The organism is Paraburkholderia sp. Clong3, assembly GCF_050436485.1.
GTDB classification, from domain to species: Bacteria; Pseudomonadota; Gammaproteobacteria; order Burkholderiales; family Burkholderiaceae; genus Paraburkholderia; species Paraburkholderia tuberum.
This window is the reverse complement of the sequence record NZ_JBNDMH010000002.1, coordinates 135,782-161,628: the sequence shown is the minus strand read 5'-3', so window position 1 is coordinate 161,628 and position 25,847 is coordinate 135,782. Positions and strand designations below refer to the sequence as shown.

Below are 25,847 nucleotides of genomic sequence, written 5' to 3'. Positions count from 1 at the left end.
TCGCGGCCCGGCTTGGCTTAGCCGGTCACGCTCTCGCGCGCCGCCCTCTTCCGCGCGGCGCGCGCAGCACCCGTGGCCGCGCGCGCTTTCCCGCTTCTGGCGCGCTTCGCGCCCTCGACGCTCTGCAGATCGCGCATGAAGTTATCGCGCCACACCGACACGTTGTTCTCGCGCAGCTGCGCCATCATGTCGCGATAGCGCCCCTGGCGCTCGGCGAGCGGCATGTCGAGCGCCCGCGCGAGCGCTTCGGCCATGCCGTCGATATCGACCGGATTGACGATCAGCGCGCCGTCGAGCTCCTGCGCCGCGCCCGCGAAGCGCGACAGCACCAGCACGCCGGGATTCTCCGGATCCTGCGCCGACACGTATTCCTTCGCAACGAGGTTCATGCCGTCGCGCAACGGCGTCACATAGCCGACGTGCGCGGTACGGAACAGCGCCGCCAGCACCGAGCGCTCGTACTGCTTGTGGATGTATAGGATCGGCGTCCAGTCCAGCTCGGCGAAACGTCCGTTGATCCGTCCCGACTCGCCTTCGAGCTGTAGCCGGATGTCTTGATACGCGTGCAGGTCGGCGCGCGTCGGCGGGGCGATCTGCAGGAACGACACCTTGTTGCGCTGCGCGGCCGTATGCTCGAGCAGGCGCTCGAACGCACGGAACCGCTCGACCAGCCCCTTCGAATAATCGAGCCGGTCGACGCTCATGATCAGCTTGCGCGAATGCAGGGTCGCCTTCATCGTGCGCACCGGCTTGCCGCGTTCGCCCGCCTTCGCGAGCCCGGCGATCTCGTCCGGATAGACGCCGATCGGATACGCAGAGGCGCGCAACGTGCGGCCGAACGCATGCACACTCAGCGGTCCTTTCGCCGACGCGTCGATCGAGCCGCCCCCCTCGTTGATCACGTAGTCGCAGAACGCGCGCAGATCGGGACCGGTCTGGAAGCCGAGCAGGTCGAACGAACACAGCGCCTCGACGAGCTCGCGATGCGGCGGCACCGTCAGCAGCACCTGCGCGGCCGGAAACGGAATGTGCAGAAAAAAACCGATGCGGTTGTTCACGCCTGCCGAGCGCAGCGCCTGAGCGAACGGAATCAGGTGATAGTCGTGCACCCAGATCACGTCGTCTTCGCGCAGGAGCGGCACGAGTTGCTGCGCGAGCCACGCGTTGACGCGGCAGTAGCCTTCGAAGTCGTGCCGGTCGTAATGCAGCAGGTCGGATCGATAGTGGAACGCGGGCCACAGCGTCGCGTTCGAGAAACCACGGTAGTACTGGTCGTAATCGCGCCGCATCAGCGGGACGGTCGCGAAGGTCACCGGACCCCGCTCCTCGAGCTTGATCTGCGGCTGGCCGGAGGTCAGCACGTCGCCGCTCCAGCCGAACCACATGCCGCCGGTCTCCTTCAGCGCGTCGTACACGCCGACCGCCAGACCGCCCGCCGCCGGACCGCCCTCCGAAATAGGCGCCACCCGGTTCGAAACAATGATCAGTCGGCTCATGAAGCGCGATTCCCGATGCAGTATGTTGTTTTCGTTGAACGGGGCCGCCGGCGTCATGCGCCGCGCGCCGCCGCGACGATGGTTTCGAGCCAGTCGAGCAGTGACGACACCGATTCGACGCGCGTGTGCGCCATCGTTTCGCCCGCGCCGACCTTGATCGACAGACCGCCGCGCTCGTTGACGACCGCGAAGCCCTTCTCGTCGGTCAGATCGTCGCCGGCGAATATCGGCGTGCGGCCGGTGAACGGCAGCTCGTCGAGGAACGCGCGCGTCGCGCGGCCCTTGTCGACGTCCTTCGGCTTGATCTCGTAGACCATCTTGCCGGGCTGCAGCACGTAAGAAGCGGGGTAATCGGCGACGAGCCGCTCGGTCGCCTCGCGCGCGACCGGCTCGCGGTCCGGCGCGTTGCGGTAGTGCAGCGCGAGCGCCGCGCCCTTGATCTCGAGCAGCATGCCCGGATGTTCGTTGACGACCTGCGCGAGCACCTGCTCCATGCGCAACAGGCGCTCGTCGTGAAAGCCGATGCGCTGCGTGTCGCCATTCGCATCGCGCCGCTCGGCGCCGTGCAGACCCGCGACCGGCAGATCGGGCATGCCGAGAAAACTGTCGATGCTGTCGATGCCGCGCCCCGACACCACCGCGACCGCGCCATTCGTCAGACTGCGCAGTTCGCGCAGCAGGTCGATCACGCGCGGCTGCACCAGCACGCCGTCCGGTGTGGGGGCGAGTTCGACGAGCGTGCCATCGAAGTCGAAGAAAAATGCCGTCTCGCTCGGAGACAGAACAGCCGGAAGTGCTTGCATCGCCTGGGTTCGCCTTTCAGCCATCTATGGCCGGAAAAGTGTGCGCATCTTACCGCGCATCCGTCAATTTTTCGAGAAAGTAAGCTGGGACTCAAGCCCGATGGGCGATCTATCATCCGCTTCTGTCGATTGCGTTCAAAAGCGCAACGATCGGGCTTCAACCGGCTTTCAGCAAGCTGCGTCAAATTGACTCGCAAATCGTGCGCCCGGCGCGCTGCGCGACGCTGGCGCCAATTTTGCGCTACAGTCGCTGCCACGCGGACCGTCGGTGTGATGGACATCGTTGCATGCTCTCAATCAATCGCGTGTCGCGCGCGAATCTTGCGCGGCATGATCGGGCGGCGGTGCGGCCCCCTGCTCCATCGATTCGCGTTGCCTGCTCTTCAATCGAGTCATTGAACCCTGCTTTGTTCCCGATCCTGCCACCCCAGCGCCAGCGGCCGAACCGGTCCCGCTCACGACCCAAGCGACTCACGCACCGCTTGATGCACGGGTTGGCACGCCGGCTTGCGGCGGCAACTGCGCTGGGCACGCTGGTCGCGCTCGCCGCGCTGACCGGTTGCACACAGCGCGCCGAGCCGTGGCAGTTGACCAACGTGACCGGCCACCTGCCGGATCTGGACTTCACCTTGACCGACGACACCGGCCGTCCCGTCAACGCCGCGTCGTTCAGGGGCCGCACGTCGCTGGTTTACTTCGGCTACACGCATTGCCCGGACGTCTGTCCCGAAACGATGGGCCGTCTGATGCAGGTGCTCGGCAAGCTCGGTCCCGATGCGCAGAAAGTGCGCATTCTGTTCATCACCGTCGATCCCGCGCGCGACACGCCGCAGGCCTTGCACGACTATGTCGGCGCGTTCGACGCACAGCACGCCGAAGGGCTGAGCGGCACCGACTGGCAGATCGAGTCGCTGGCCAAGCGTTATCGTGTCGCTTATCAGATGGAAAAGCGCGACCCGAACGGCAACTACGAGGTCACGCACAGCTCCGCCGTCTATGTGTTCGACAGCCGGGGCCGCGCGCGCCTGCTCGCCACCGATCACGACACGCCCGATGCGATCGCGCAGGACCTGCGCCGCATCATCGATGACCCATCCTGATTCTTCTTTGATCCCACTCCATTCCATCATGACGATCAAGCTCAAACCAATCGCTTCCCTCGCCTGCGCGCTCGCGCTGTCACTCGGCGCCGCGTCGGCCGCGCAAGCGGCCGATGCTCACGCGATCAGCATCAAGGACGCGTGGGTGCGCTGGCTGCCGAACAACCTGCCCGCGGCCGGCTATGCGACGCTCGTCAACGCGAGCGACAAGCCGATCGACCTCGTCGATGTATCGAGCGACGACTACGGCGATGCGATGCTGCATCAAACCGTATCGAACGGTTCGACGCAGAAGATGGTGATGGTCGACAAGCTGACGGTGCCCGCGCATGGCCAGGTCGCGATCGCGCCGGGCGGCTATCACGTGATGCTCGAGGACGCGAAGCACAAGGTCGCGCCGGGCGACACCGTGCGTCTGACGCTGAAGTTCTCCGACGGCGAAACAGTGAGCGCGCCGTTCGCGGTCAAGTCGCCGGGCCAGACCAGGTAAGCGGCACGACGGGCCGCCGCCACCGCACGCGCCATCGCCATGAACCTGCTCTACTGGCTCGATCCCTGGGAGTTTTCGCCGACCGTCGTGATCGCGTTGCTGATCCCCGCGATCCTGTTCGTGCGCGGCGCGCGCAAGGCGCGGCTGTCGTTCGCGCGGCGTCTGTCATTCTGGCTCGGACTGGTCGCGCTGTATGTCGTGCTGCATACGCGGCTCGATTATTTCTTCGAGCATGAATTCTTCATGCATCGCTTGCAGCATCTGGTGCTGCATCATCTCGGGCCGTTCTTCATTGCGCTGTCGTATCCGGGCGCGGCGTTGCGCGCGGGAATTCCGTTGCGCTGGCGACAGCGCTTCGTGCGGCCCGCGCTGCAAACACCGCTCGTGCGCACGGCGCTCGACGTCGTCATGCACCCGGTCGTCGCGCTCACGCTATTCGTCGGGCTGATCTATTTCTGGCTGCTGTCGCCGATCCATTTCGTCGCGATGCTCGACTGGCGGCTCTATCGCGTAATGAACTGGAGCATGGCGATCGACGGCCTGCTGTTCTGGTGGCTCGTACTCGATCCGCGTCCGGCGCCGCCCGCGCGTCTGTCTCCGGGCAAGCGCGTGCTCGTCGTGATCGCGGCGATTCCGCCGCAGATCGTTCTCGGCGCATTCATCTTTTTTACGACGCACGAGTTGTATCCGATCTACTCGATCTGCGGCCGGGCGTTCACGTGGCTGAGCCCGATGCGCGATCAGCAGATCGGCGGGCTCCTGCTATGGATTCCGGGTTCGATGATGAGCGTGGTCGGCGCGCTGATCGCGCTGCGCCACTGGATGCGGCTGTCGTCTCGCGGACGCCTGCGCGCCGAGCGGCATGCAAAAGCGGCGCGCGGGCTCACGCATGCGGCGTCGACGACCACGAACGTGCCCCGCTGACCCGTTCGCGTTCACAGCGCGCGCATCCACACATGCGGGATGCCGTCTTCGTCGTGAACCTCCGAGACCGGCTCGAAGCCGAACGCACCGTAAAAGCCTTGCAGATGCGCCTGCGCGTGCAGACGGATCGGCGTATCGGGCCACTGCGCACGGATTTGCGCGAGCGAGCGTTCGAGCATCGCCTTGCCGAGACAGATGCCGCGAAACGGCGCGGTCGTCAACACCCGGCCGATGCGCACATCGGCATCCGCCGCATCGGGCAACAACACGCGCAGATAGCCGGCCAACGGCGGCCGCGCCGCACCGTCGCCGGTGCCATACGCAAGCAGATGCCAGGCTTCGACGTCGAGCCCATCGATATCGCCATACACGCAGTTCTGTTCGACGACGAACACCGCGCTGCGGGCGGCCAGCATCTCATAGACTTCGACGCTCGTGAGGTTCCCGAACGGCTTCCAGCGCCATTCGAGCTGGGCGAGCCGCGCGGCGGCGGTGTGTTGCGGTTCAGTCATCGGTAGCTTTCAGGGTCAATGCGCGACAGCGCGGGCAACGATCCGCAATTATGCCGCGCGCCTCGTCATCGAGCATGCGCAGGCCTGGCATCCGGGCGGTCGACACGGCTGTATTCAGTCGCGAAAGCCGCGCACGCGTTCAGAACACCGCTTGCACGGGTCGCGCGAGACAGTCGGGGAGATTGCCGGGGCCGCATAGATGCAGCGCGCCGACGACCACCAGCGTGCGCTCGCGAACGTCCAGCAACTCGCTCAGCCGCGCGGCCCACGCGCGATTGCGCACGTCGAGAATCGCCTGACGGATGCCGGCCAGATTGAACATCGGCGCTTCGACGGCGATTTGCTGTATCGCGTGCAGATCGCCCTCCAGCCACGCCGCGTGCATCCGTTCGAGCGTGCGCTGCGGTTCGCCGCGGTCGGCCATCAGCATGTCGAGCGCCGCGGCAATGGCTTCGAGCGGAATCGATTCGAGCGCGACTGCGACGTCCCGCGCGGACTCGAGATAGCGATACGGCTTCGCCTGCGCGAGCGCCGAGCGCAACATGCGCGGCTCGACACCCTCGACGACCTGCTGCAGCAGCGTCGGCGCGACGATCAGCGCGGCCCACGGACGCAGTGTTTCAAGCGGCGCGAGCAGGCCATCGGTCGGCCACAGCGCCTGCAGTTGCGTCCAGGCTTCGTCGCGCATCCGGGGCCGCAGTTGCGCGGCGTCGGGGTGTGCGTCGGCTTTGAGAAACGGCAGGATCGTTGCTGGGTCGGACTCGAATACGAGCGCGTCGGCCCAGTCATAGGCTTCGGCGACCCATGGCGGCGTTCGACGGCTCGTCGCGGGAAACAGATGCATCGAGCCGAGCAGGCGGACCTGAGTGCCGGTGAGTTGGAAATACATGCGGCTTCAATGAAAACGGGCGATGACAGTGGTGCGATTCTATCGCCCGGCCTGGATAAGGCGCGCCGGCGTGCGTTGCCCTTCCCGTGCGCGCGCCGGACACGCCGTTGAGCGGAATGCGCTGCCCCAATGAATGCGCGAACGCATCAAACGCCTGAACCCGATTATTGCCCGCTCTTTTTAAACGACTCGAGTTCGGTCGTATAGCGCTCGTTTCTCACGCCATTGCTGCCGTAATACTCTTCCACCGATTTCACCCAACGGCCGACTTCCGGCACATACCAAAACGCTTTTATACGTGCGTCCCGTCGCCTGAACAGGACCGAGTTTCTGCGCATGCGTGATCATCGCGGTGTCGCCGTGCTCGACCTGGGTGGCTTGCGTGACCGTCTGCCGCGGCTCGAGTTGCGCGACCCAGTCGCCTTCGGCTTCGATCTTGATCGCCTGGAATTTGCCGGCGGGCACTTCGACGGTTTCCGTTCCGACCACCCGATACTGCGAGTTCCACTTCTGCGAAGCGAATACCCGGTTCGGATGCTGCCCGGCGTATTCGACCGTCCAGCTCTTACCCGGCGACAACGGAAACGCGAACGGCCGGTTCACGACTGTATCGGTGCCGTTCACGCTGCGCTCGCGGCTCCGGTCCGCTCCGGCGATCACTTCGCGTGGCGCCTGCGTCGAACCCGAGATCTTCGATTCGAAATAGATGTGCGATGGCGTCGCCCGCAGCACCGTCACCTGCTCGTGCGTCTGGTTCCAGCCCGATGGCCCTCTCTCGCTGGTCGATGTATATGTCCGGCGGTACGCCGCAAGAGAACTACTGCTTCCTGAACACCGCTGCCGTGCAGTCGATTAAATCCGCGCTCAATTTCTGATCGATTCGGAGGAACGTCTGCGGCACGCAGTCGGATCGACCGCTCCGCTCACCTTGATGACGACGATCGACAAGGCTGGCGAAGAGAGGAACAGAAAAACGAAAAGCCCCGACAAGTCGGGGCTTTCGCTTTACATCAAAGACTGGAGGCGCGAGCCGGAGTCGAACCGGCCTAAACGGCTTTGCAGGCCGCTGCATAACCGCTTTGCTATCGCGCCACAAGCGGACTGGAACCTGGACACGGGTTCGCAGATTTATCTGGTGATAACCAGAAGAACCGAAGCTCTGGAAGTTCAGAACGAGCGGCCTTCCAAACAAAAAGGGAAGCGCTGCTTCCCCTGATGTATGGAGCGGGAGACGAGGCTCGAACTCGCGACCTCAACCTTGGCAAGGTTGCGCTCTACCAACTGAGCTACTCCCGCATTGAACTGCTTCACCGCGCTGCCTTTTTTACTTCGCCAAACAACGCGATGCTTCGAATACTGGAGCGGGAAACGAGGCTCGAACTCGCGACCTCAACCTTGGCAAGGTTGCGCTCTACCAACTGAGCTATTCCCGCGTTGTGCTGCATTTACCGCTAGTGCTTTACTGCGTCTCCGGTGTTTCACGTTGCGTGCATCGGAGAAACGAGATTATGGAGAATCGACTGAAACGTGTCAACCCCTTTGCCCGTCTGCTTTAAAGAAAATATTTCTCTCATAGTAGTGCGGGGTTCGAACACACTTTTGCGCCCCCCGTGCTCTTCTATTCACACCGTCACGCAATGCCGCCGCGCTCGCGAATCTGCGGCCACGCGAGCTTCATGTAGTACAGCATCGACCAGATCGTCAGGAACGCAGCCAGATAGATCAGCCACAGGCCCCACACGCGCGTGTCGACCGTCACGCCGCCACCGAGCGGCAGCGGGCCATAGAACAGCAGCATCGGAATCGCGACCATCTGGCAAGCGGTCTTGAACTTGCCGAGCGAGTTCACCGCGACGCTCTTCGACGCACCGATCTGCGCCATCCATTCGCGCAGGGCCGAGATCGCGATTTCACGTCCGACGATCACGAGCGCGATCGCGGAATCGATCCGCGTGAGTTGCACGAGCACGAGCAGCGCCGCGGTCACCATCAGCTTGTCGGCGACCGGATCGAGAAACGCGCCGAATGCCGAGGTCTGATTCCATTTGCGGGCCAGAAAGCCGTCGAACCAGTCGGTGAGCGCCGCCAGGATGAAGATCGTCGCGGCCGCGAGATTGCGGTGCGCGGGGCTCATCATCATGTCGGGCAAATAGAACACACCGACGACGAGCGGAATCAGCACGATCCGCAGCCAGGTCAGGAATATCGGGAAATTAAACGGCATGGGGCAGGCGCAGCGTCTGACGAGTGAGTTGCAATTGTGCCGTGTCACAGGGCCTGCCACAAGCAAGCGCGCCCAGGCATGGCCGCGCGGGGGCGGCAAGCGAGCCGCCCCCGCGCGTGGTTCGCAGCCAGCGCATCCGCAGCGCGACGCCGCGGGTCCGACGAACCGTCGTTCCGATCACGGCGCGGCGCGGCCCGCCAATTCAATGCAGTTGCCGGTAGATCTGCTCGGCGAGCGCCTGCGAAATGCCTTCGACGCTCGCGAGATCCTCGACGCTCGCGGCCACCACGCCGCGCAAGCCGCCAAAGCGCGCCAGCAGGCGCTGACGCCGCTTCGCCCCTACGCCTTCGAGTTCTTCGAGCCGCGAGGTCTGGCGCGTCTTGCCGCGTTTGGCGCGCATGCCGGTGATCGCGAAACGATGCGCTTCGTCGCGGATCTGCGCGACCAGCATCAGCGCGGCGCTTTCCTTGCCGAGTTCGAGCGGCGTGCGGCCGTCCGCGAAAATCAGCGTCTCGAGACCGACCTTGCGCCCCTCGCCCTTCGCGACGCCGACGAGCATGCCAGTATCGAGCCCCAACTCCGTGAACACCTGCCGCGCGATCTCCACCTGCCCCTTGCCGCCGTCGATCAGCACGATGGTCGGCAGCACGCCGCCGGCCGCGGCCGGCTCGGCGGCATCGGCGGCGAGCGCGGGATCGGCGGCCGCGTCACTTTGCGATTCGGCGGCTTCGTCGCTCGCATTCGCGGCGGCCTGCGCGACCATCTTTTCGTAGCGGCGCGTGAGCACCTGGCGCATCGCCGCGTAATCGTCACCGGGCGTGATGCCGGCGATGTTGTAGCGGCGATACTCGGACGACTGCATCTTGTGGTGGTGAAAGACGACGCAGGACGCCTGCGTCGCCTCGCCCATCGTGTGACTGATGTCGAAGCATTCGATGCGCAGATGCGCGAGGTCGTCGCACTCCATGCCGAGCGTGTCGGTCAACGCGCGCGTGCGCGCCTGCTGCGAGCCCTGCTCGGAGAGCAGGCGCGCGAGCGCGAGCCGCGCGTTCTGCTCGGCCATCGCGAGCCACGCGCGCCGCTGTCCTTGCGGTTGACGCAGTACGGTCACCTTGTGGCCCGCCTGCTCGATCAGCACGTCGACGAGTTCGCGCGCCGGCGCGTGGCTGACCACCAGCACCGGCGGCACGCGATTGCCGAGGTAATGCTGCGCGATGAACGCTTCGAGCACTTCGGATTCGATGCCGCCTGGCGCGCGGCTTTTGCGGCGCTTCGCCGCGGGGCCGGACTCTGCGTTCCCGTCGGTGCCTTCGTCCGCGCCTTCGTCGCTGACGGCGTCCGGGGTCGCTTCGGCAACCTCGTCGATCGCGTCTTCTTCACTACCATCGGCGTCCTCGTCTTCCGACGGCATGTCCTGAGCGATCGCGAGCGCATCGGCCGAGGCGCTCGCCGCCGCGGCCGATGGCGCGACCGCTCGCGCATCCGCCGATGCATCGTCCTGATCGCCGTCTTCTTCGAGCCCGCCTTCCTCCGCCGTCAACGCGCTCTCCACGTGCGTGGGAAAGTACGCCTTGTCGCCGAGATGTCGTCCGCCGCGCACCATTGCGAGATTCACGCACACGCGGCCGCCCAGCGCGACTACCGCGAGAATGTCGACGTCGCTGTCGCTGCCGACTTCGATTGCCTGCTGATGCAGCACCGTCGACAGCGAACTCATCTGGTTGCGCACCGCCGCGGCCTGCTCGAACTTCAGCTCGCTCGCGAACGCATGCATCTTCTGCTCGAGCTCCTTCATCACCTCGCCCTGACGGCCGAGCAGAAAGCGCGACGCGTTGGCGACGTCGCGCGCGTAATCCTCCTCGCTGATGTTCGCGACGCACGGCGCCGTGCAACGGCCGATCTGATGCAGCAGACACGGCCGCGTGCGGTTGTTGAACACCGAGTCTTCGCAGGTGCGCAGCTGGAACACGCGCTGCAGGATCTGGATGCTCTCGCGCACCGCCCAGGCGCTCGGGAACGGGCCGAAGTACTGGTTCTTGCGATCGACCGAGCCGCGGTAATAGGCCATGCGCGGAAACTTGTGGCCGGTCAGCTTCAGATAGGGATACGACTTGTCGTCGCGAAACAGGATGTTGTAACGCGGCGTGAGCGCCTTGATCAGATTGTTTTCGAGCAGCAGCGCCTCGGCCTCGGAACGCGTGACCGTGGTCTCGATGCGCGCGATGCGCGTGACCATCATCGCGATACGCGGCGACAGCTGCGTCTTCGTGAAGTAGCTCGATACGCGCTTCTTCAGATCGCGCGCCTTGCCGACGTAGAGCACCGCGCCACTCGTGTCGTAATAGCGGTAGACGCCGGGCAGATGCGGCAGTTGGGCGAGCACTGTTTTCGGCTCGAAGGTGTCGGGGGCGTCGCTGGCTTCGGGTTCGGTCATGCGGGATCGATTGGGGTGGGACTGTCTCGCGCTGCCTCGCCGCTTGCACCGCTCGCACCGATTGCACCGATTGCACCGCCGGGTGCCCGGCATCGTGCACCGGGGGTCATGTCGCGTGTCGTCGATGCGGCCCGCATGGCGGACAAAGGGCGCGCGCGATCGCGAGCGAGGCTTTAGAATCGCCAGTTTAGAACATTCCGCGTTCGTTCGAACCCGCTCCGTTCGCCGGAGTCACCGAGCCAGCCGAGCCGCCATGTCCTCCGTCGCGCCCGATTCCGGATCACCCGCCGCCCCTGCCAACCCGATCGCCTGCGATATCTTCTGCGCGGTGATCGACAACTTCGGCGACATCGGCGTGTGCTGGCGCCTTGCGCGCCAACTCGCGCGCGAGCACGACTGGCAGGTGCGCGTGTTCGTCGACGATCTGCATGCGTTCAGGAGGCTGTGCCCGTCGCTCGAGCTTGAGCGTGCGCGGCAGACGCTCGACGGCATCGTCGTCGAGCATTGGCACGAGCCGTCCCATGTTGGCGATACGCTCGAAGTCGCCGACGTCGTGATCGAGGCGTTCGGCTGCGAACTGCCGCCCGTCTATATCGCGGCGATGGCAGAGCGAACGAGCGTGCCGCTCTGGTTCAACCTCGAATATCTGAGCGCCGAGGACTGGATCGCCGATTTTCATCTGCGGCCGTCGCCGCATCCGCGCTACGCACTCAGCAAGACCTTCTTTTTCCCCGGACTCGGCCCCGGCACCGGTGGCGTCCTGAAGGAGCGCGATCTCGACGCGGCGCGCGCCGCGTTCGAAGCATCGCCCGCCGCGCGCACCGACTGGTGGCGCAACGTCACGGGCCACGCGCCGCCGCCCGCCGACGCGACGGTCGTGTCGCTGTTCGCCTACGAAAACCCGGCCGTCGACAGCCTGCTCGAACAATGGCGCGACAACGCAAGCCCGATCGTGCTGCTGGTGCCCGAAGGACGCATTTCCGGCGCGCTGGCGCGCTTTTTCGGCCTACCGTCGTTTGCAGCGGGCACCCATGCGACGCTCGGCAACCTCAGCGCGCACGCGCTCGCGTTCACCGAACAGCCTGGCTACGACGCACTGCTCTGGGCGAGCGACGTCAATTTCGTACGCGGCGAGGACTCGTTCGTGCGCGCGCAGTGGGCCGCCAAGCCGTTCGTCTGGCACATCTACCCGCAGGCCGACGACGCCCATCTGCCAAAGCTCGACGCCGCACTTGCGCACTACACCCGCACGCTCCCAACTGACGCGCGCACCGCGCTCGAGCGCTTCTGGCACGCGTGGAACGGCGCTGGTCAGCCGGACTGGGCGGAATTCCAGCGCCACTATCCGGCCCTGAAACGGCGCGCCGCTGGCTGGGCGGTCGAACTCGCGCAAGTCGGCGATCTCGCCGGAAATCTGACCTCGTTCGCAAAAACTCAGTTAAAATAAGCGGTTATCCAACGGCCGACGACGCAAGCGCGGCCCGATTAGACCAACTACCCCATGGTCAGCCCCGTCTGACCGGTCCCCTCGAAAAACACAGCACGCGTCCCAATCTTCCGGTCGGGCACGCGAATGTCAAAAAAGGGACGTATGTTTGGGCGTGTTGCAGATCGGCGCCACTCGTGTACACGCCCGAACAGGGTAAAAATCAGGTAACGGACAGGTGGAACGCCGAGGCATCACGCCCCCGGGTTTTCGCCGCGAGCCGGTCCCGTTTCACGCATCCGGGCTGCGCGGCCGCTTCCCGCGGCGCGCGGCAGGCGGTGGGCGAAACGCCGAAGCCGCTTGCGCCGTATGCCGTTGAGCAACAGTTAAGCTATTTATCTCGTACAGGACAGTTTTATGAAGACCGCACAGGAACTCCGCACCGGCAACGTCGTGATGATCGGCGCAGACGCAATGGTCGTGCAAAAGGCCGAATACAACAAATCGGGCCGTAACTCCGCCGTCGTCAAGATGAAGTTCAAGAACCTGCTGACCGGCGCAGGCATGGAAACCGTGTACAAGGCGGACGACAAGTTCGACGTCGTCGTGCTCGAGCGCAAGGAAGTGACGTACTCGTACTTCGCCGACCCGATGTACGTGTTCATGGACGCCGACTACAACCAGTACGAAGTCGAAGCCGAAATGATGGGCGACGCGATGCACTACCTCGAAGACGGCATGGCTTGCGAAGTCGTGTTCTACAACGAGAAGGCGATCTCGGTCGAACTGCCGACCACGCTGGTTCGCGAAATCATCTACACGGAACCGGCCGTCAAGGGCGATACGTCGTCGGGCAAGGTGCTGAAGAACGCCAAGCTGAACACCGGCTTCGAACTGCAAGTGCCGCTCTTCTGCAACATCGGCGACAAGATCGAAATCGACACGCGTACGCACGAGTACCGCAGCCGCGCCTAAGCGCCCGCCTACGTCACCCCGCCAGCGCCGGCGCCCTGCCGGCCTGCACAAAACGCGCTCAATTTTTGGGCGCTTTTTCTTTTCTGTCGCACCGTGTATGGTTTAGGAAAACTTTACCGGCAAATTTCTCAAAATTACCATCGCGACATCCGGATTTCGCGTTGGGCGCGCGGCAGCCCTTGATCGATTTCGTCCACGCTCTTTGGCACGATCTCTGCTAGGTGGAGAGAGTTACGCGAGTATCGCTCATTTTCCACTCCTGGGAGAGGCACCATGAACAACGACATCGCTGAAGGTAAATGGAGACAGATGATCGGCAAGGCGAAGACCGCATGGGGCGAACTGACGGACGACGAGTTGACCAAGGCCGAAGGCCGGGCCGACAAGCTCGCTGGTCTGATTCAGGAACGCTATGGCAAAACCCGTGAACAGGCGGAACTCGAAGTGCGCCGGTTTTTCGATAGCAACCGGGATTTCTGACAGGACCAGTGAAGGAACTACAGGCGCCGGCCCGCGTGACTCAAGGCGCAGTGCCGGCGGCTGTCGTTTTTTCATCGCCCAAGGACCGTTCGTTTAGCCCTGTCATCGAGCCCCCAGAGTCCGCGGTGCGCGCCATCAGCGTTGGCGGCGCACCGGGCATTCAACCCATTCATAAAATTGCGCTCGCCATGCCACACGCCCTGATTGTTGAAGACGATCCCAATAGCCTGTCCGGTCTGTCGGCAATCCTCGCCGCCGACGGCTTTTCAGTCGACACCGCGACCACGCTCGCCGAGGCCCGCGGCGCATTGACGCGCTTCATCCCTGACGTCGTGCTCGTCGACCTGAATCTGCCGGACGGCAGCGGCCTCGATCTGTTGCAGCATCTGCCCGCGCATCCGCCGGGCGGCGCGCTTCCGGTGATCGTGATGACCGGCAATGCGACCGTCGAGAGTGCGATCGAGGGCTTGCGGCACGGTATCTGGGACTATCTGCTGAAGCCGGTCAACATTCCGCGCCTGCGCAGCCTGCTCGCGCGCATTCCGCGGCCTTATGAGCTGACCGAGGAGGTCCAGGCGCTGCGCGCGGCGCTGCGTCAGCTTGGGCGCTTCGGCTCGATGCTCGGTCGCAGCGGCGCCATTCAGCACGTGTACGACACGATCGAGCGTCTCGCGCCGACAGAAGCCGCGGTGCTGATCTCCGGCGAGGCTGGCACCGGCAAGCAGATCGCCGCGCGCACGCTGCACGACATGAGCCGCCGCCGCAAAGGCCCGTTCGTCACGTTCGATTGCCGCGGCGCGACCGCGGGCGGGCTCAATCGCTCGCTCGACAGCATGCTGTTCGGTCACGAACGCGGAGCGTTCGGCGGCGCCGAGCAGCGCGAGCCGGGCCTCTTCGAACAGGCGAGCGGCGGCACGTTGTTCATCAACGAAATGACCGAGCTGCCGCGCACGCAGCAGGAAGCGCTGTTGCGCGCGCTCGATTCGCAGACCTTCATGCGCGTGGGCGGTACCAGCCAGATCGTGACCGACTTCCGGCTCATCGCGTCGACGCGCAAGTCGCCGCGCGCGGCGGTCGCGGACGGCTCGCTGCATCAGGACCTCGCGCTGCGCCTCGAAGCCGCCGCGGTCATGCTGCCGCCGCTGCGCGAGCGTGGTGAAGATCCGCTGCTGATTGCGCAGGCAGCCGTCGACGAACTGAATGTGGAAGCGACCGCGCGCGGTACGGCCGAGGTCGCGAAGCAGGCGGCGCCGAATTTCCTGCGCGAATGCCTCGCGTACGACTGGCCGGGCAACGTGCGCGAACTGCAGGAGCGCGTGCGGCGCGCTTATCAGGCATCGGGCGACGTGATCGAGTCGTTGCGCGCCGACGAAGCCAGCACGGCGAACGGCCGCGATCTGAACGGCAGTCGCGTGCAGGTGACCGTCGGTACGCCCCTCGCGGACGTCGAAGAAATGCTGATTCGCGCAACGCTCGACGCGGTCGGCGGCACGCGGCATCGCGCGGCGTCGTTGCTGGGAATCAGCCCGAAGACGCTGTACAACAAGTTGCAGCGCATGCGCTTGAACTGAGCGATCGGATCGCGCGTGCTGCGGTTGTCAAGCAAAGCTTGACGGCGGCTCGCACCGTTCGAAGCTGATAAAAAATGGCGCCTTGAATTGCTTCAAGGCGCCATTTCCTTTTATGCAAACGTACTGCGCAGCAGCCTCTGCGCTTCGGCGTACCGTGGCTCGGCCATCAGCTTGCTCCATGTGAGCGCTTTACCGCGCGGCCGCATGCGCTTCAGCCGCCGCGGCGATTCCCTCGACGGCTTGACGCGCAGCGCGTCGAGCACCTTCTCCGCTTCGTCCGGCTGGTTGCAGATCAGCACCATGTCGCAGCCGGCCTCCAGGGCCGCTTGCGCACCTTCGGTCAGCGTGCCGCCCTGGCGCGCGGCTTCCATCGACAGATCGTCGCTGAAGATCGCGCCTTCGAAGCCAAGCTTGCCGCGCAGGATGTCCTGCAACCAGATGCGCGAGAAGCCGGCCGGCTTCGCATCGACCCGCGGATAGACGACGTGCGCGGGCAGCACCGCGCCAAGCGACAGACCGAGCCAGTCGTACGGCGCGACGTCGTTGCCGAGGATTTCTTCGATCGGGCGTTCGTCGACGGGCATCGCGACGTGCGAATCTGCCTGCGCGAATCCGTGCCCTGGAAAATGCTTGCCGCAATTGCTCATGCCGGCGAGCGCGAGGCCGTGGTTCAAACTCTTCGCGAGCAGCGCGACCACGCGCGCATCGCGATGGAACGCGCGATCGCCGATCACCTGCGAGTGTCCATAGTCGAGGTCGAGCACCGGCGTGAAGCTCATGTCGATACCGCACGCGCGCAGTTCCGCGGCGAGGATATAGCCGACCGCGGTCGTCACCTTGGTCGCGTGCAGCACGTCCTGGTCCCACAGCGCGCCGAGCTTACCCATCGACGGCAGCACCGTGAAGCCGTCGGTGCGAAAGCGCTGCACGCGGCCGCCTTCGTGATCGACGGCGATCAGCAGATCCGGGCGAATCGCGCGGATGGCATCGGTCAGCCCGACCAGTTGCGCGCGGCTCTCGTAGTGGCGCGCGAACAGGATCACGCCGCCGGTCATCGGGTGAGCGAGACGCCTTTTGTCATCGCGGTTCAGCGTTTTGCCGACCACGTCGAGCATCACCGGTCCGGGTGTGGTTTTCATCGAATTCCGCTGGAAAACTGTGAGACAACACAAACGCGACCGCCAGCGGCCGCGCTCAACCTTTTCATTCTGTGGCGGAACGGGCGGACGAAGCCCGCGACGCCGACGCCGCCAACGAAGCTTCCGTATCGCCCGGCCGCTGCGTCTCCGCGATCACGAACGACACCGCGTAGTCGCGCTCGTCGCTGATCGTCACGCGCGCCGTGATGCCGCGCGCGTCGAGCCAGTCGGCCAGCTCGCCAGAGGCGACCACCATCGGCTCGCCGCTCGGCCGGTTCAGCGTTTGCAGCGCGCGCCAGCTCATCGGCCAGTGCATGCCGAGGCCGATTGCCTTCGAGAACGCCTCTTTTGCCGAGAAGCGCGTCGCGAGAAACGCGAGACCGCGCGCCGCCGAACGGGCGTGGCGCGCGTGGTACACGCGTAGTTCGTCGGGACCGAGCACCTTCTCCGCGAAACGGCCATTGGTGCGAGTCATCACCGCTGCTACGCGGCTGACCTGAACGATGTCGGTGCCGATTCCGTAGATTGCCATGCGTGCGTCCGTCGCCAGGTTGCGTTACGCGCGCGCGCCGAGACGCGCGGCGACCATGATCGCCTTCATCTCGCGCACCGCGTTGTCCCAGCCCGCGAAGATCGCGTGCGCGACGATCGCATGGCCGATGTTGAGTTCGACGATGCCGTCGATCGCCGCGATCTGCTGCACGTTCGTGTAGTGCAGGCCGTGGCCCGCGTTCACTTTGAGGCCGAGCGTCGCGCCGAATTCGACTGCTCGCACGATGCGCTCGTATTCGCGCTGCTGTTCCGCGGGATCATGAGCTTCCGCGTAACGGCCTGTGTGCAGCTCGATCACCGGCGCGCCGGCTTCGTGCGCGGCGCGAATCTGCGTCTCCTCGGGGTCGATGAAGAGCGACACGCGCGAGCTCGCGTCCGCCAGTTGCTTGCATGCGGCGCGCACCGCCTCGAACTGTCCGGCGACGTCGAGACCGCCTTCGGTCGTCAGCTCCTCGCGCTTTTCCGGCACGAGGCAGACGTCGTGCGGTTGCACTGCGCACGCGATGTCGAGCATTTCCGGCGTGACCGCGCATTCGAGATTCATGCGCGTTTTCAGCAGCGGACGCAGCTTGCGAACATCCGCATCGATGATGTGCCGGCGGTCTTCGCGTAGATGCAGCGTGATCGCGTCGGCGCCGGCTTCTTCGGCCATCAGCGCGGCGCGGATCGGATCGGGATAGGACGTGCCACGCGCGTTGCGCAGCGTGGCGACGTGGTCGATGTTCACGCCGAGATCGATCGCGGTCGGCGAAGTCAGGAAGAAGCTCATAGGTTCTGCAGGTCGATCAGGATCTGGCGGGTGGCAAGCGGCGCGCCGCCGAGATAGGTGTTGAGCAGGAAGCGCATCAGCGTTTTGCTTTGCGCGACGGTCTGCGCTCGATGGTAATCGTCCTTTTCCATATCGAGCAAGGTTTGTCCCGTCACTACCGGCCACTGCGCGGGCCATTCGTCCGATGCCTCGCGTACCCCGCGCTCGGGATCGAACACGTAGCGGCCGTCGGCGAGCACCGCTTTGCGTGCGACCGTGCGGTCGAGCGCCATCGCGTAACCGGTCTCGCGTAGCAGCACGCGTTCGAACGAGCGCAGCACCTGCACCGGCGGCTCATCGTGCGCGAGCCGCGTCAGCGTGACGACGTAGTGATGGAACAACTGAGGATGCGGGTCTTCGCGCGCGCAGAAACGCACCAGCAGTTCGTTGACGTAGAAACCGCACAGCAACGCGTCGCCGGTCAGCGGCAGCATGCCGCCGACCCATTCGGCGCCGGTCAGCGTGCGCATTTCGGACTTGCCCGACCACGCGAGCGACAGCGGCTGGAACGTTTGCAGCACGCCGCGCAGCGCGGAGTGCGGGCGCTTCGCGCCCTTTGCGACCAGCGCGAGACGGCCGTGATCGCGCGACAGCACGTCGATGATCAGGCTGGTCTCGCGATACGGATAGCTATGCAGCACGAACGCGGGCTGCTCGGTGATCCGATATTCGGATGTGGAGGTGCGCGGCACGCGGCGCGCCGGCGTTTTGCGTGGCTCGCCATCGTCGGCGGGTGCGCCTTTCGCGCTTTTTGGGCTTTTTGCGTCGGCCGACGATTTCCTCGCGCTACGCGCGGGCCGAGACGGTTCGTGCTCCGGCTGATCCGAAGCCTCGTCTGAATTGAGCGTCATCCACGCGTCATTCGTACCCATACGCACGAAGCCCGGCTTCATTGTCGGCCCAGCCGCTCTTCACCTTGACGAAGGTTTCGAGGTACACCGGCCCGTCGAACAGCTTTGCCATGTCGAGGCGAGCCTCGGTGCTGATCTGCTTCAGCTTCGCGCCCTTCTGGCCGATGATCATCGCCTTGTGCATGTCGCGATCGACGAGGATCGTCGCGAAGATACGGCGCAGCCGCCCTTCGGTTTCGAACTTCTCGATCAGCACGGTGCTCGTGTACGGCAGCTCGTCGCCGGTCCAGCGGAAGACTTTCTCGCGCAGGATTTCGGCGGCAAGGAAGCGCTCGCTGCGATCGGTCAGGTCGTCCTCGCCGTAGATCGGCTCGCCTTCCGGCAGGAACGGCTTGACGGTGGCCATCAGACGTTTGATGTCGTCGGAATTTTTCGCCGACAGCGGCACGATCTCGTTGAACTCGCGCAGCGTGCTCATCTGCTGCATGAACGGGAACAGCGAGTCTTTATCCGACACGCGATCGAGCTTGTTCGCGATCAGCAGCGTCGGGACCTTCGCCGGGATCAGATCGAGTACCTTCTGGTCGTCAGGGCCGAAGCGGCCTGCTTCGATGACGAACAGGATCGCGTCGACCGAGGTCAGCGTCGACGTAACGGCGCGATTCAGCGAGCGGTTCAGGGCGCCGCTGTGTTTGGTCTGAAAACCGGGCGTGTCGACGAAGATGTACTGGGCGTCTTCGAGCGTATTGATGCCGGTAATGCGATGGCGCGTGGTCTGCGCCTTGCGCGACGTGATGCTGACTTTCTGGCCGACCAGCGCGTTCATCAGCGTGGACTTGCCGACATTCGGGCGGCCGACGATCGCGACCATGCCGCAGCGAAAACCAGTGGGAGTGGGAGCGTTCATATTCGGACTACGGCAGGTTCAGTTCGGCGCGCGCGACGCGCACGCCGATGGCAATCAATGGCCCGCATCGGCGACGCGCGTTTGCACCGCGTCGGCGACGCCGGGTTCGTGTTCGGCAGGTGCCGGGGGCACCGAGACAACCGACGCGGGCGCGGCGGTCACGCTCGACGCAGCAGTCCCCGGCGCGGCCTCGCGGCTGCGCTGACGGTCTGTGCCGCGAGCGTGTGACGGCGTGTCGGCTTTGAGGTCGGGGGTTTGGTCCGCTGCGGGTTTTTCGGCCGGCTTGTCGACAGGTTTCTCGCCCGCGTGGATCGAAACCTTGTCGGCCCTCTCCGTCTTTTCGGACTTTTCGGCGCGCTCCGGCTTGTCCTGTCCGCTGTACTCCACATGCGCGGCACGAATTACAGCCAACGGCGCACCGGCGGGACCCGGCGCGGCACGCTCGGCCGCCGGTCTTTCAGCGGCTGATTTTTCCACGAAAGGTTTGTCGGCGTGCCCTTCCAGCGCGACAGCCGCGCGCCCTTCACCGCGCGCGCTCTTGCGATCCGGTGTGCGCAAATCCAGTGCGGCCTGTACGCCGGTCACGCCCGGCACGATTTCCTGCAGGGCATTTTTCGCGGCACGCGCGCCCTTCGAGCGCTTCGGCTTCGCGACCACGGCAGGCGCCGCGGCCATCACTTCGTCGAGCGCCTTCTTTGCGGCCGCCTGCTCCGCCGCGCGACGGCTCGCGCCGGAGCCAGACACCTTGACGTCCAGCTTCGGCACCGTACATTCCACTTCGAACTGCTGATTGTGCGCCGCACCATGCGTGGCGACGACCGTATAAGTAGGCAACGCGATCTTGTGGCCCTGCAGATACTCCTGCAGCAGCGTCTTCGCGTCCTTGCCAAGCGTGCGCGGGTCGATATGGTCGAGAATCGGTACGTAAAGGCGCTTGATGACCGTCTGCGCAGCCTCGAATCCGCCGTCCAGAAATATCGCACCGAGCACCGCCTCGAGCGTATCCGCGAGGATCGACGGGCGGCGGAAGCCGCCGCTGCGCAACTCGCCCTCGCCGAGGCGCAGGCCCTCCGAAATATTGAGTGCCTGAGCAATCTCGTAGAGGGACTGCTGTTTGACCAGATTGGCGCGCACGCGAGACAGGTCGCCTTCGTCGAGTTTGCCGAAACGTTGGAACAAAAGCGCAGCCACCGCGCAATTCAGAACGGAGTCGCCGAGAAATTCGAGCCGTTCGTTATGCGTGGAGCTATGACTGCGGTGTGTTAGAGCCTGGCGCAGCAATTCCGCATTGCGAAATTCGTAGCGCAAACGGCTTTCCAACGGAGATAGGGGCATGGGCAGAGTATAACGCGGGCGCCTGACCCGGCGGAAACACGGGGCGCCAGCGGAAAAAGCGTGGTGAAACGACGTTACCGCGAGTTCTTAAAGTAGCATGACAGCACGCCGCGACCGAGATAACCGGGTGCCGGTTATTCGCGCGGCGTGTGAGAAGCGCTCATGAAGCGATCAATGCACGCGACTCACTGGAAAGGGCCGATGCGCCGCAGATCGCTGAAGTTCATCCAGATGAAAAATGCGCGGCCGACGATATTGCGTTCAGGCGCAAAACCCCAGTACCGGCTATCCGCGCTGTTGTCGCGGTTATCGCCCATCATGAACAAATTGCCCGGCGGCACTTTGCAGATCACGCCACGCGCGTTGTACTGGCAGTTGTCGCGATACGGATAATCTTCCGCACCAACGATGAACGGCGGCACCGCCGGATTATTCAGAATCGCGTTCTTGCGGCCGTCGATATCTTCCTCGAACTGCTTCGCATAACCGAGACGCTCTTCGTCGAGATAATCGGGCAACGGCGTTTCAGGCACCGGCTTGCCGTTGATCGTGAGTTTCTTGTCCTGATACTCGATCACGTCGCCGGGCAGACCAATGACGCGCTTGATGTAGTCGACCGATTCGTCTTTCGGATAACGGAACACCACCACGTCGCCGCGATGGACCGGACTGCCCTGCGTGATCCTCGTGTTGGTAATCGGCAAACGTAGACCATATTCGAATTTATTGACGAGGATGAAGTCGCCCACCAGCAGCGTCGGCACCATGGAGCCCGATGGGATCTTGAACGGCTCGATCACGAACGAGCGCACGACGAACACCACCAGAATCACCGGAAAAAAGCTCGCCGTATATTCGAGCCACCACGGCTGACGCAGCTTGTCGTCGCGCAGACGCGCGCGCGTTTGCGCGGCGTTTTCATCGGCGAAACGCTCGCCGATGCGTGCCTGCTGACTATCGAATTCGGCGACTGCGGCTTCCGCCTCGCGGCGCCGTTTCGGCAGGAAAACCAGTTTGTCCGCGACCCATGCGACACCCGTCAAAACGACGAGCACAAAAAGAATCAACGCAAAATTCATAGGGTTCCGTCATTCAACTTATTTGTCTTCGACACGCAGAATAGCGAGGAAAGCCTCTTGCGGGATTTCAACCGAGCCCACCTGCTTCATTCGCTTCTTGCCCGCCTTCTGCTTTTCAAGCAGCTTCTTCTTACGCGTGATATCACCGCCGTAGCATTTTGCCAGCACGTTCTTACGCAACGCTTTAATGTTTTCGCGCGCAATAATGTTCGAACCGATCGTGGCTTGAACCGCTACGTCGTACATCTGACGCGGAATCAGCTCGCGCATTTTCGCCGCCACTTCGCGGCCGCGGTACTGGCTTTGCGAACGGTGCACGATAACCGACAGCGCATCGACCTTGTCGCCGTTGATCAGCATGTCGACCTTCACGACGTCCGACGCGCGGTATTCCTTGAACTCGTAATCCATCGACGCATAACCGCGCGAAATCGACTTCAGACGGTCGAAGAAATCGAGCACGACTTCACCCATCGGAATTTCGTACGTAAGCTGAACCTGACGACCGTGATACTGCATGTTGATCTGGTTGCCGCGCTTCTGCGTACACAACGTGATCACCGCGCCGACGTAGTCTTGCGGCATGTACAGGTTCACGGTGACGATCGGCTCGCGCACTTCCTCGATCTTCGACGGCTCCGGCATCTTGGCCGGATTCTCGACCATCAGGGTCGTGCCGTCGCGCTGCAGGACTTCGTAGACCACGGTCGGCGCCGTCGTGATCAGGTCCATGTCGAACTCACGTTCGAGACGTTCCTGCACGATTTCCATGTGCAACAAACCGAGGAAGCCGCAGCGGAAACCGAAACCGAGCGCCTGCGACACTTCCGGTTCGTACTGCAGCGACGCGTCGTTCAGCTTCAGCTTTTCGAGCGAATCGCGCAGCGCGTCGTACTGATTCGCTTCGACCGGATACAGACCCGCGAACACCTGCGGCTTCACTTCCTTGAAACCCGGCAGCGGCACGGCCGCCGGCTGGTTCACGAGCGTAACCGTGTCGCCGACCTTCGCCGCCGCGAGTTCCTTGATGCCGGCGATGATGAAGCCCACCTGCCCCGCCGACAGTGATTCGAGATCCTTCGACTTCGGCGTGAACACGCCGATATGTTCAACCGGATACTGCGCGCCGGTTGCCATCAGCCGGATCTTGTCCTTCGGACGCAGCGCGCCGTTGACGATGCGCACCAGCATCACGACGCCGACGTAGTTGTCGAACCACGAGTCGATGATGAGAGCCTGCAGCGGCGCTTGCGGATCGCCCTTCGGCGGCGGCACTTTCGCGATCAGCGCTTCGAGCACGTCTTCGACGCCGAGGCCCGTTTTCGCGCTGCAATGCGTCGCGTCGGTCGCGTCGATGCCGATCACGTCCTCGATCTCGGCGATCGCGTTTTCGGGGTTCGCCGCCGGCAGATCGATCTTGTTCAACACCGGCACCACTTCGACGCCGAGTTCGATGGCCGTGTAGCAATTGGCGACGGTTTGCGCCTCCACACCCTGGCTCGCGTCGACGACGAGCAGCGCGCCTTCGCACGCGGACAGCGAGCGGCTGACTTCGTACGAGAAGTCGACGTGCCCCGGGGTGTCGATCATGTTCAGGTTGTAGAGCTGCCCATCGCGCGCGCGATACGACAACGCGGCGGTTTGCGCCTTGATGGTAATGCCGCGCTCGCGCTCGAGATCCATCGAGTCGAGCACCTGAGCTTCCATCTCGCGGTCGGACAAACCACCACAAATCTGGATGATGCGATCGGCGAGCGTCGACTTGCCATGGTCGATGTGCGCGATGATCGAGAAGTTACGAATATGATCCATTCAGTGCCGATCAAGCGAAAAGGCGCGCCCCGGACAATAGCGGAGCACGCCTTGTAAGTAGGTGAAAATCTTATCTATTTTAGCCGAAAAGCCCATCGGCCGGCGCATCTTGCGAAGCGCAGGCCTCAAGACGGCGTAGAGGATGCGAGAAAATTACCGCGCGCATCGCAGTGAGCCGCGGCAAAAATGCGCATGGATCGCGCGAAACCAGATGCCGCGCGGGTGTGTATCAGGATGCCGCCGCGACACGCGACGCATGTGCAGCCAATGCTGCCCGCACGGGCGCTTCGTCGAGATGGTAGTGGCACAGTTCGACGCCATCGCAAACCAGCACCGGCACCAACTCGTTGTAACGCGCTTCGAGCAACGGATCGCTGTCGACGTCGATCACCGCCAGCTGCGCTCCGAACTCGGCCAGCATTGGCTCGAGCGCAGCGCGCATGTCCTCGCACAGATGGCACCACGCGCGCCCATAGAGCGTGAGCGATGCCGTCTTCGTCATTTCTGCGCGCTGCGCGGACGAATCGGCACGAACTGCGTGTTGTCGCCGCGACGAACCAGCAACGCGACCATCTTCTGCGAATCGAGGTGTGAAGTCAGCTCGTCGAACTGTTTCGCGCTCGTCACATCCGTATCGCCAACCCGCAGGATGATGTCGCCCTTTTGGAGCCCGACACGCGCGGCCGGACCGTCGACCGCATCGATCTGCACGCCGTTCTGAATCTTCAGCGCTTTCTGCTGATCGGCGGGAATGTCGCTGACCGCGATGCCGAGCGCGTTGGTCGCGCGCTGCTTCGGCGCTTGCGGCTTCTTCTGATCCGCCTTCGCGACCTTGTCCGGCTGCATTTCTGCGATCGTGACCGGCAGTTCGCGCGTTTGACCCTTGCGCCAGATCGTGATCGACGTCTTCGTGCCCGGCTTCGTATCGCCGACCATGCGCGGCAGGTCCGTCGCCGTGTCGACCGAATGACCGTTGAACTTCAGGATGATGTCGCCCGGCTGCACGCCGGCCTTATCGGCGGGTCCGCCCGGCTCCACGCTGCTGACAAGCGCGCCCTGCGCCTTCGGCAAACCGAGCGACTCGGCGACGTCCTTCGTCACTTCACCAATCGCCACCGCGATGCGGCCGCGCACCACCTTGCCCGAACTCTTCAGCTGATCGGCCACGCGCATCGCCTCGTCGATCGGAATCGCGAACGAAATGCCCATGAACCCGCCGGTGCGGCTATAGATCTGCGAATTGATGCCGATCACCTCGCCCTGCATGTTGATCAGCGGACCGCCCGAATTGCCCGGATTGACGGCCACATCAGTCTGGATGAACGGCAGGTAGTCGCCGGTATCGCGCCCCTTCGCGCTGACGATACCGGCAGTCACCGTGTTTTCGAGACCGAACGGCGAACCGATCGCGACGACCCATTCGCCGACGCGCACCTTGTTCGAGTCGCCGATCGTGATGGTCGGCAGGTTCGACGCGTTGATCTTCACGACCGCGACGTCGGTACGGTCGTCGACGCCGATCAGCTTCGCCTTGAATTCGCGCTTGTCGGTCAGCGTCACGTAGATCGTGTCCGCGTCGTCGATGACGTGCGCGTTGGTCATCACGTAGCCGTCCGCCGACAGGATGAAGCCCGAGCCTACCCCGCTGTTCTGTTCGGCGTCCGAGTTGTCCGGTGAATCCGGGCTGCCGCCACTACCGCCGCCGCCGCCGTTATCACCCCCGTGCGGCGATTGCGGTGACTGCGGCAACGGAATCCCGAAGAAGCGCCGGAAGAACTCCGACATGTCGCCGTCGTCCATACCCGGCGGCAGGCCGCCGCGGGAACTACCGTTCGACACGCGCGTTGTCGTGCGAATGTTGACGACCGCCGGGCCAACCTTGTCGACGAGGTCGGTGAAGTCGGGCAGGTTGGCAGCGGGAGCCGCCGATGCCATATGCGGCACAAGCGGCAAACACGCTGCCACCACTACGGCCGCGAGGAATTTGCGCACCGAGAAAGTCGTCATATCGTAGCAAGCCGAGGGATTTCAGGATTCGGA

At 64.0% G+C, this 25,847-nt stretch carries 24 protein-coding genes and 3 tRNA genes; 7 read left to right on the top strand and 20 right to left on the bottom strand.

What is annotated here, in order from left to right; genetic code table 11:
* Positions 1-17: 17 nt before the first annotated feature.
* The gene (otsA, locus tag OKW30_RS05095) at positions 18-1,496 is read right to left on the bottom strand and encodes an alpha,alpha-trehalose-phosphate synthase (UDP-forming) (RefSeq protein WP_429346161.1); all 1,479 of its coding nucleotides are present in this window, start codon (positions 1,494-1,496) and stop codon (positions 18-20) included.
* Between the two features lie 53 nt (positions 1,497-1,549).
* A complete protein-coding gene (gene otsB / locus OKW30_RS05090) occupies positions 1,550-2,299 on the bottom strand; it encodes a trehalose-phosphatase (protein ID WP_090801136.1) in 750 nt (249 codons plus the stop codon).
* A 485-nt stretch (positions 2,300-2,784) separates the two neighbouring features.
* Here otsB and OKW30_RS05085 point away from each other — a divergent pair, with 485 nt between their 5' ends.
* From OKW30_RS05085 to OKW30_RS05075, 3 genes are read left to right on the top strand one after another with little or no spacing between them, the layout of a single operon-like run.
* Positions 2,785-3,399: an SCO family protein gene (locus OKW30_RS05085; RefSeq protein WP_429346160.1), complete on the top strand. Its 615-nt coding sequence runs from the start codon at positions 2,785-2,787 to the stop codon at positions 3,397-3,399.
* A gap of 28 nt (positions 3,400-3,427) precedes the next feature.
* Entirely contained in the window at positions 3,428-3,889 is a 462-nt protein-coding gene (locus OKW30_RS05080; RefSeq protein ID WP_429346159.1) for a copper chaperone PCu(A)C, read from the top strand.
* Between the two features lie 39 nt (positions 3,890-3,928).
* Entirely contained in the window at positions 3,929-4,813 is an 885-nt protein-coding gene (locus OKW30_RS05075) for a cytochrome c oxidase assembly protein (protein ID WP_184071635.1), read from the top strand.
* A gap of 11 nt (positions 4,814-4,824) precedes the next feature.
* Here the strand turns inward: OKW30_RS05075 and OKW30_RS05070 are convergent, their stop codons facing one another.
* The 8 genes from OKW30_RS05070 to uvrC form a co-directional block, all read right to left on the bottom strand.
* A complete protein-coding gene (locus OKW30_RS05070) occupies positions 4,825-5,325 on the bottom strand; it encodes a GNAT family N-acetyltransferase (protein ID WP_429346158.1) in 501 nt (166 codons plus the stop codon).
* 139 nt (positions 5,326-5,464) lie between these two features.
* The gene (locus OKW30_RS05065) at positions 5,465-6,214 is read right to left on the bottom strand and encodes a TraB/GumN family protein (protein WP_429346157.1); all 750 of its coding nucleotides are present in this window, start codon (positions 6,212-6,214) and stop codon (positions 5,465-5,467) included.
* Between the two features lie 180 nt (positions 6,215-6,394).
* Positions 6,395-6,952, bottom strand: coding sequence for a hypothetical protein (locus OKW30_RS05060; RefSeq protein ID WP_260336590.1), 558 nt, complete (start codon positions 6,950-6,952; stop codon positions 6,395-6,397).
* Positions 6,953-7,232: 280 nt separating this feature from the next.
* Positions 7,233-7,306: transfer RNA gene (locus tag OKW30_RS05055), tRNA-Cys, on the bottom strand.
* 128 nt (positions 7,307-7,434) lie between these two features.
* Positions 7,435-7,510: transfer RNA gene (locus tag OKW30_RS05050), tRNA-Gly, on the bottom strand.
* Between the two features lie 61 nt (positions 7,511-7,571).
* Positions 7,572-7,647, bottom strand: a tRNA-Gly gene (locus tag OKW30_RS05045).
* 197 nt (positions 7,648-7,844) lie between these two features.
* Positions 7,845-8,438 (bottom strand): CDP-diacylglycerol--glycerol-3-phosphate 3-phosphatidyltransferase, encoded by a 594-nt coding sequence (gene pgsA, locus OKW30_RS05040; protein ID WP_062127799.1) that lies wholly within the window; start codon positions 8,436-8,438, stop codon positions 7,845-7,847.
* A gap of 202 nt (positions 8,439-8,640) precedes the next feature.
* The gene (uvrC, locus tag OKW30_RS05035) at positions 8,641-10,872 is read right to left on the bottom strand and encodes an excinuclease ABC subunit UvrC (protein WP_429346156.1); all 2,232 of its coding nucleotides are present in this window, start codon (positions 10,870-10,872) and stop codon (positions 8,641-8,643) included.
* 253 nt (positions 10,873-11,125) lie between these two features.
* On the opposite strand from uvrC, the gene earP reads away from it, so the two are divergent.
* The 4 genes from earP (at position 11,126) to OKW30_RS05015 (ending at position 15,324) form a co-directional block, all read left to right on the top strand.
* On the top strand, positions 11,126-12,319 hold the full coding sequence (earP, locus tag OKW30_RS05030) for an elongation factor P maturation arginine rhamnosyltransferase EarP (RefSeq protein ID WP_429346155.1): 1,194 nt from the start codon (positions 11,126-11,128) through the stop codon (positions 12,317-12,319).
* 396 nt (positions 12,320-12,715) lie between these two features.
* A complete protein-coding gene (gene efp, locus OKW30_RS05025; RefSeq protein WP_008919334.1) occupies positions 12,716-13,273 on the top strand; it encodes an elongation factor P in 558 nt (185 codons plus the stop codon).
* A gap of 273 nt (positions 13,274-13,546) precedes the next feature.
* Positions 13,547-13,753 (top strand): CsbD family protein, encoded by a 207-nt coding sequence (locus OKW30_RS05020; RefSeq protein ID WP_090801149.1) that lies wholly within the window; start codon positions 13,547-13,549, stop codon positions 13,751-13,753.
* A 188-nt stretch (positions 13,754-13,941) separates the two neighbouring features.
* Complete coding sequence (locus tag OKW30_RS05015) at positions 13,942-15,324, top strand: sigma-54-dependent transcriptional regulator (RefSeq protein WP_184071624.1); 1,383 nt, start codon at positions 13,942-13,944, stop codon at positions 15,322-15,324.
* A gap of 110 nt (positions 15,325-15,434) precedes the next feature.
* Here the strand turns inward: OKW30_RS05015 and nagZ are convergent, their stop codons facing one another.
* The 10 genes from nagZ to OKW30_RS04965 form a co-directional block, all read right to left on the bottom strand.
* Complete coding sequence (nagZ, locus tag OKW30_RS05010; protein WP_429346154.1) at positions 15,435-16,463, bottom strand: beta-N-acetylhexosaminidase; 1,029 nt, start codon at positions 16,461-16,463, stop codon at positions 15,435-15,437.
* Between the two features lie 64 nt (positions 16,464-16,527).
* Positions 16,528-16,995 carry a holo-ACP synthase gene (acpS, locus tag OKW30_RS05005; RefSeq protein ID WP_184071620.1) on the bottom strand — a complete coding sequence of 156 codons (468 nt, stop codon included), beginning with the start codon at positions 16,993-16,995 and terminating at the stop codon, positions 16,528-16,530.
* 24 nt (positions 16,996-17,019) lie between these two features.
* Positions 17,020-17,784, bottom strand: a complete 765-nt coding sequence (gene pdxJ / locus OKW30_RS05000; protein WP_429346153.1) for a pyridoxine 5'-phosphate synthase — start codon at positions 17,782-17,784, stop codon at positions 17,020-17,022.
* Positions 17,781-18,695, bottom strand: coding sequence for a DNA repair protein RecO (gene recO / locus OKW30_RS04995; protein ID WP_429346152.1), 915 nt, complete (start codon positions 18,693-18,695; stop codon positions 17,781-17,783). The genes pdxJ and recO overlap by 4 nt, the downstream gene beginning before the upstream one ends.
* Positions 18,682-19,581, bottom strand: coding sequence for a GTPase Era (gene era, locus OKW30_RS04990; protein WP_026225953.1), 900 nt, complete (start codon positions 19,579-19,581; stop codon positions 18,682-18,684). Before era ends, recO begins: the two co-directional genes overlap by 14 nt.
* 54 nt (positions 19,582-19,635) lie before the next feature.
* On the bottom strand, positions 19,636-20,916 hold the full coding sequence (gene rnc, locus OKW30_RS04985; protein ID WP_429346151.1) for a ribonuclease III: 1,281 nt from the start codon (positions 20,914-20,916) through the stop codon (positions 19,636-19,638).
* Between the two features lie 185 nt (positions 20,917-21,101).
* Entirely contained in the window at positions 21,102-21,995 is an 894-nt protein-coding gene (gene lepB, locus OKW30_RS04980) for a signal peptidase I (protein ID WP_429346150.1), read from the bottom strand.
* Positions 21,996-22,013: 18 nt separating this feature from the next.
* Positions 22,014-23,807 (bottom strand): translation elongation factor 4, encoded by a 1,794-nt coding sequence (gene lepA, locus OKW30_RS04975; RefSeq protein WP_429346149.1) that lies wholly within the window; start codon positions 23,805-23,807, stop codon positions 22,014-22,016.
* Between the two features lie 229 nt (positions 23,808-24,036).
* Entirely contained in the window at positions 24,037-24,309 is a 273-nt protein-coding gene (locus OKW30_RS04970) for a glutaredoxin family protein (protein WP_184061411.1), read from the bottom strand.
* Positions 24,306-25,814, bottom strand: a complete 1,509-nt coding sequence (locus OKW30_RS04965) for a DegQ family serine endoprotease (RefSeq protein ID WP_187627979.1) — start codon at positions 25,812-25,814, stop codon at positions 24,306-24,308. Before OKW30_RS04965 ends, OKW30_RS04970 begins: the two co-directional genes overlap by 4 nt.
* Between the last annotated feature and the right edge of the window lie 33 nt (positions 25,815-25,847).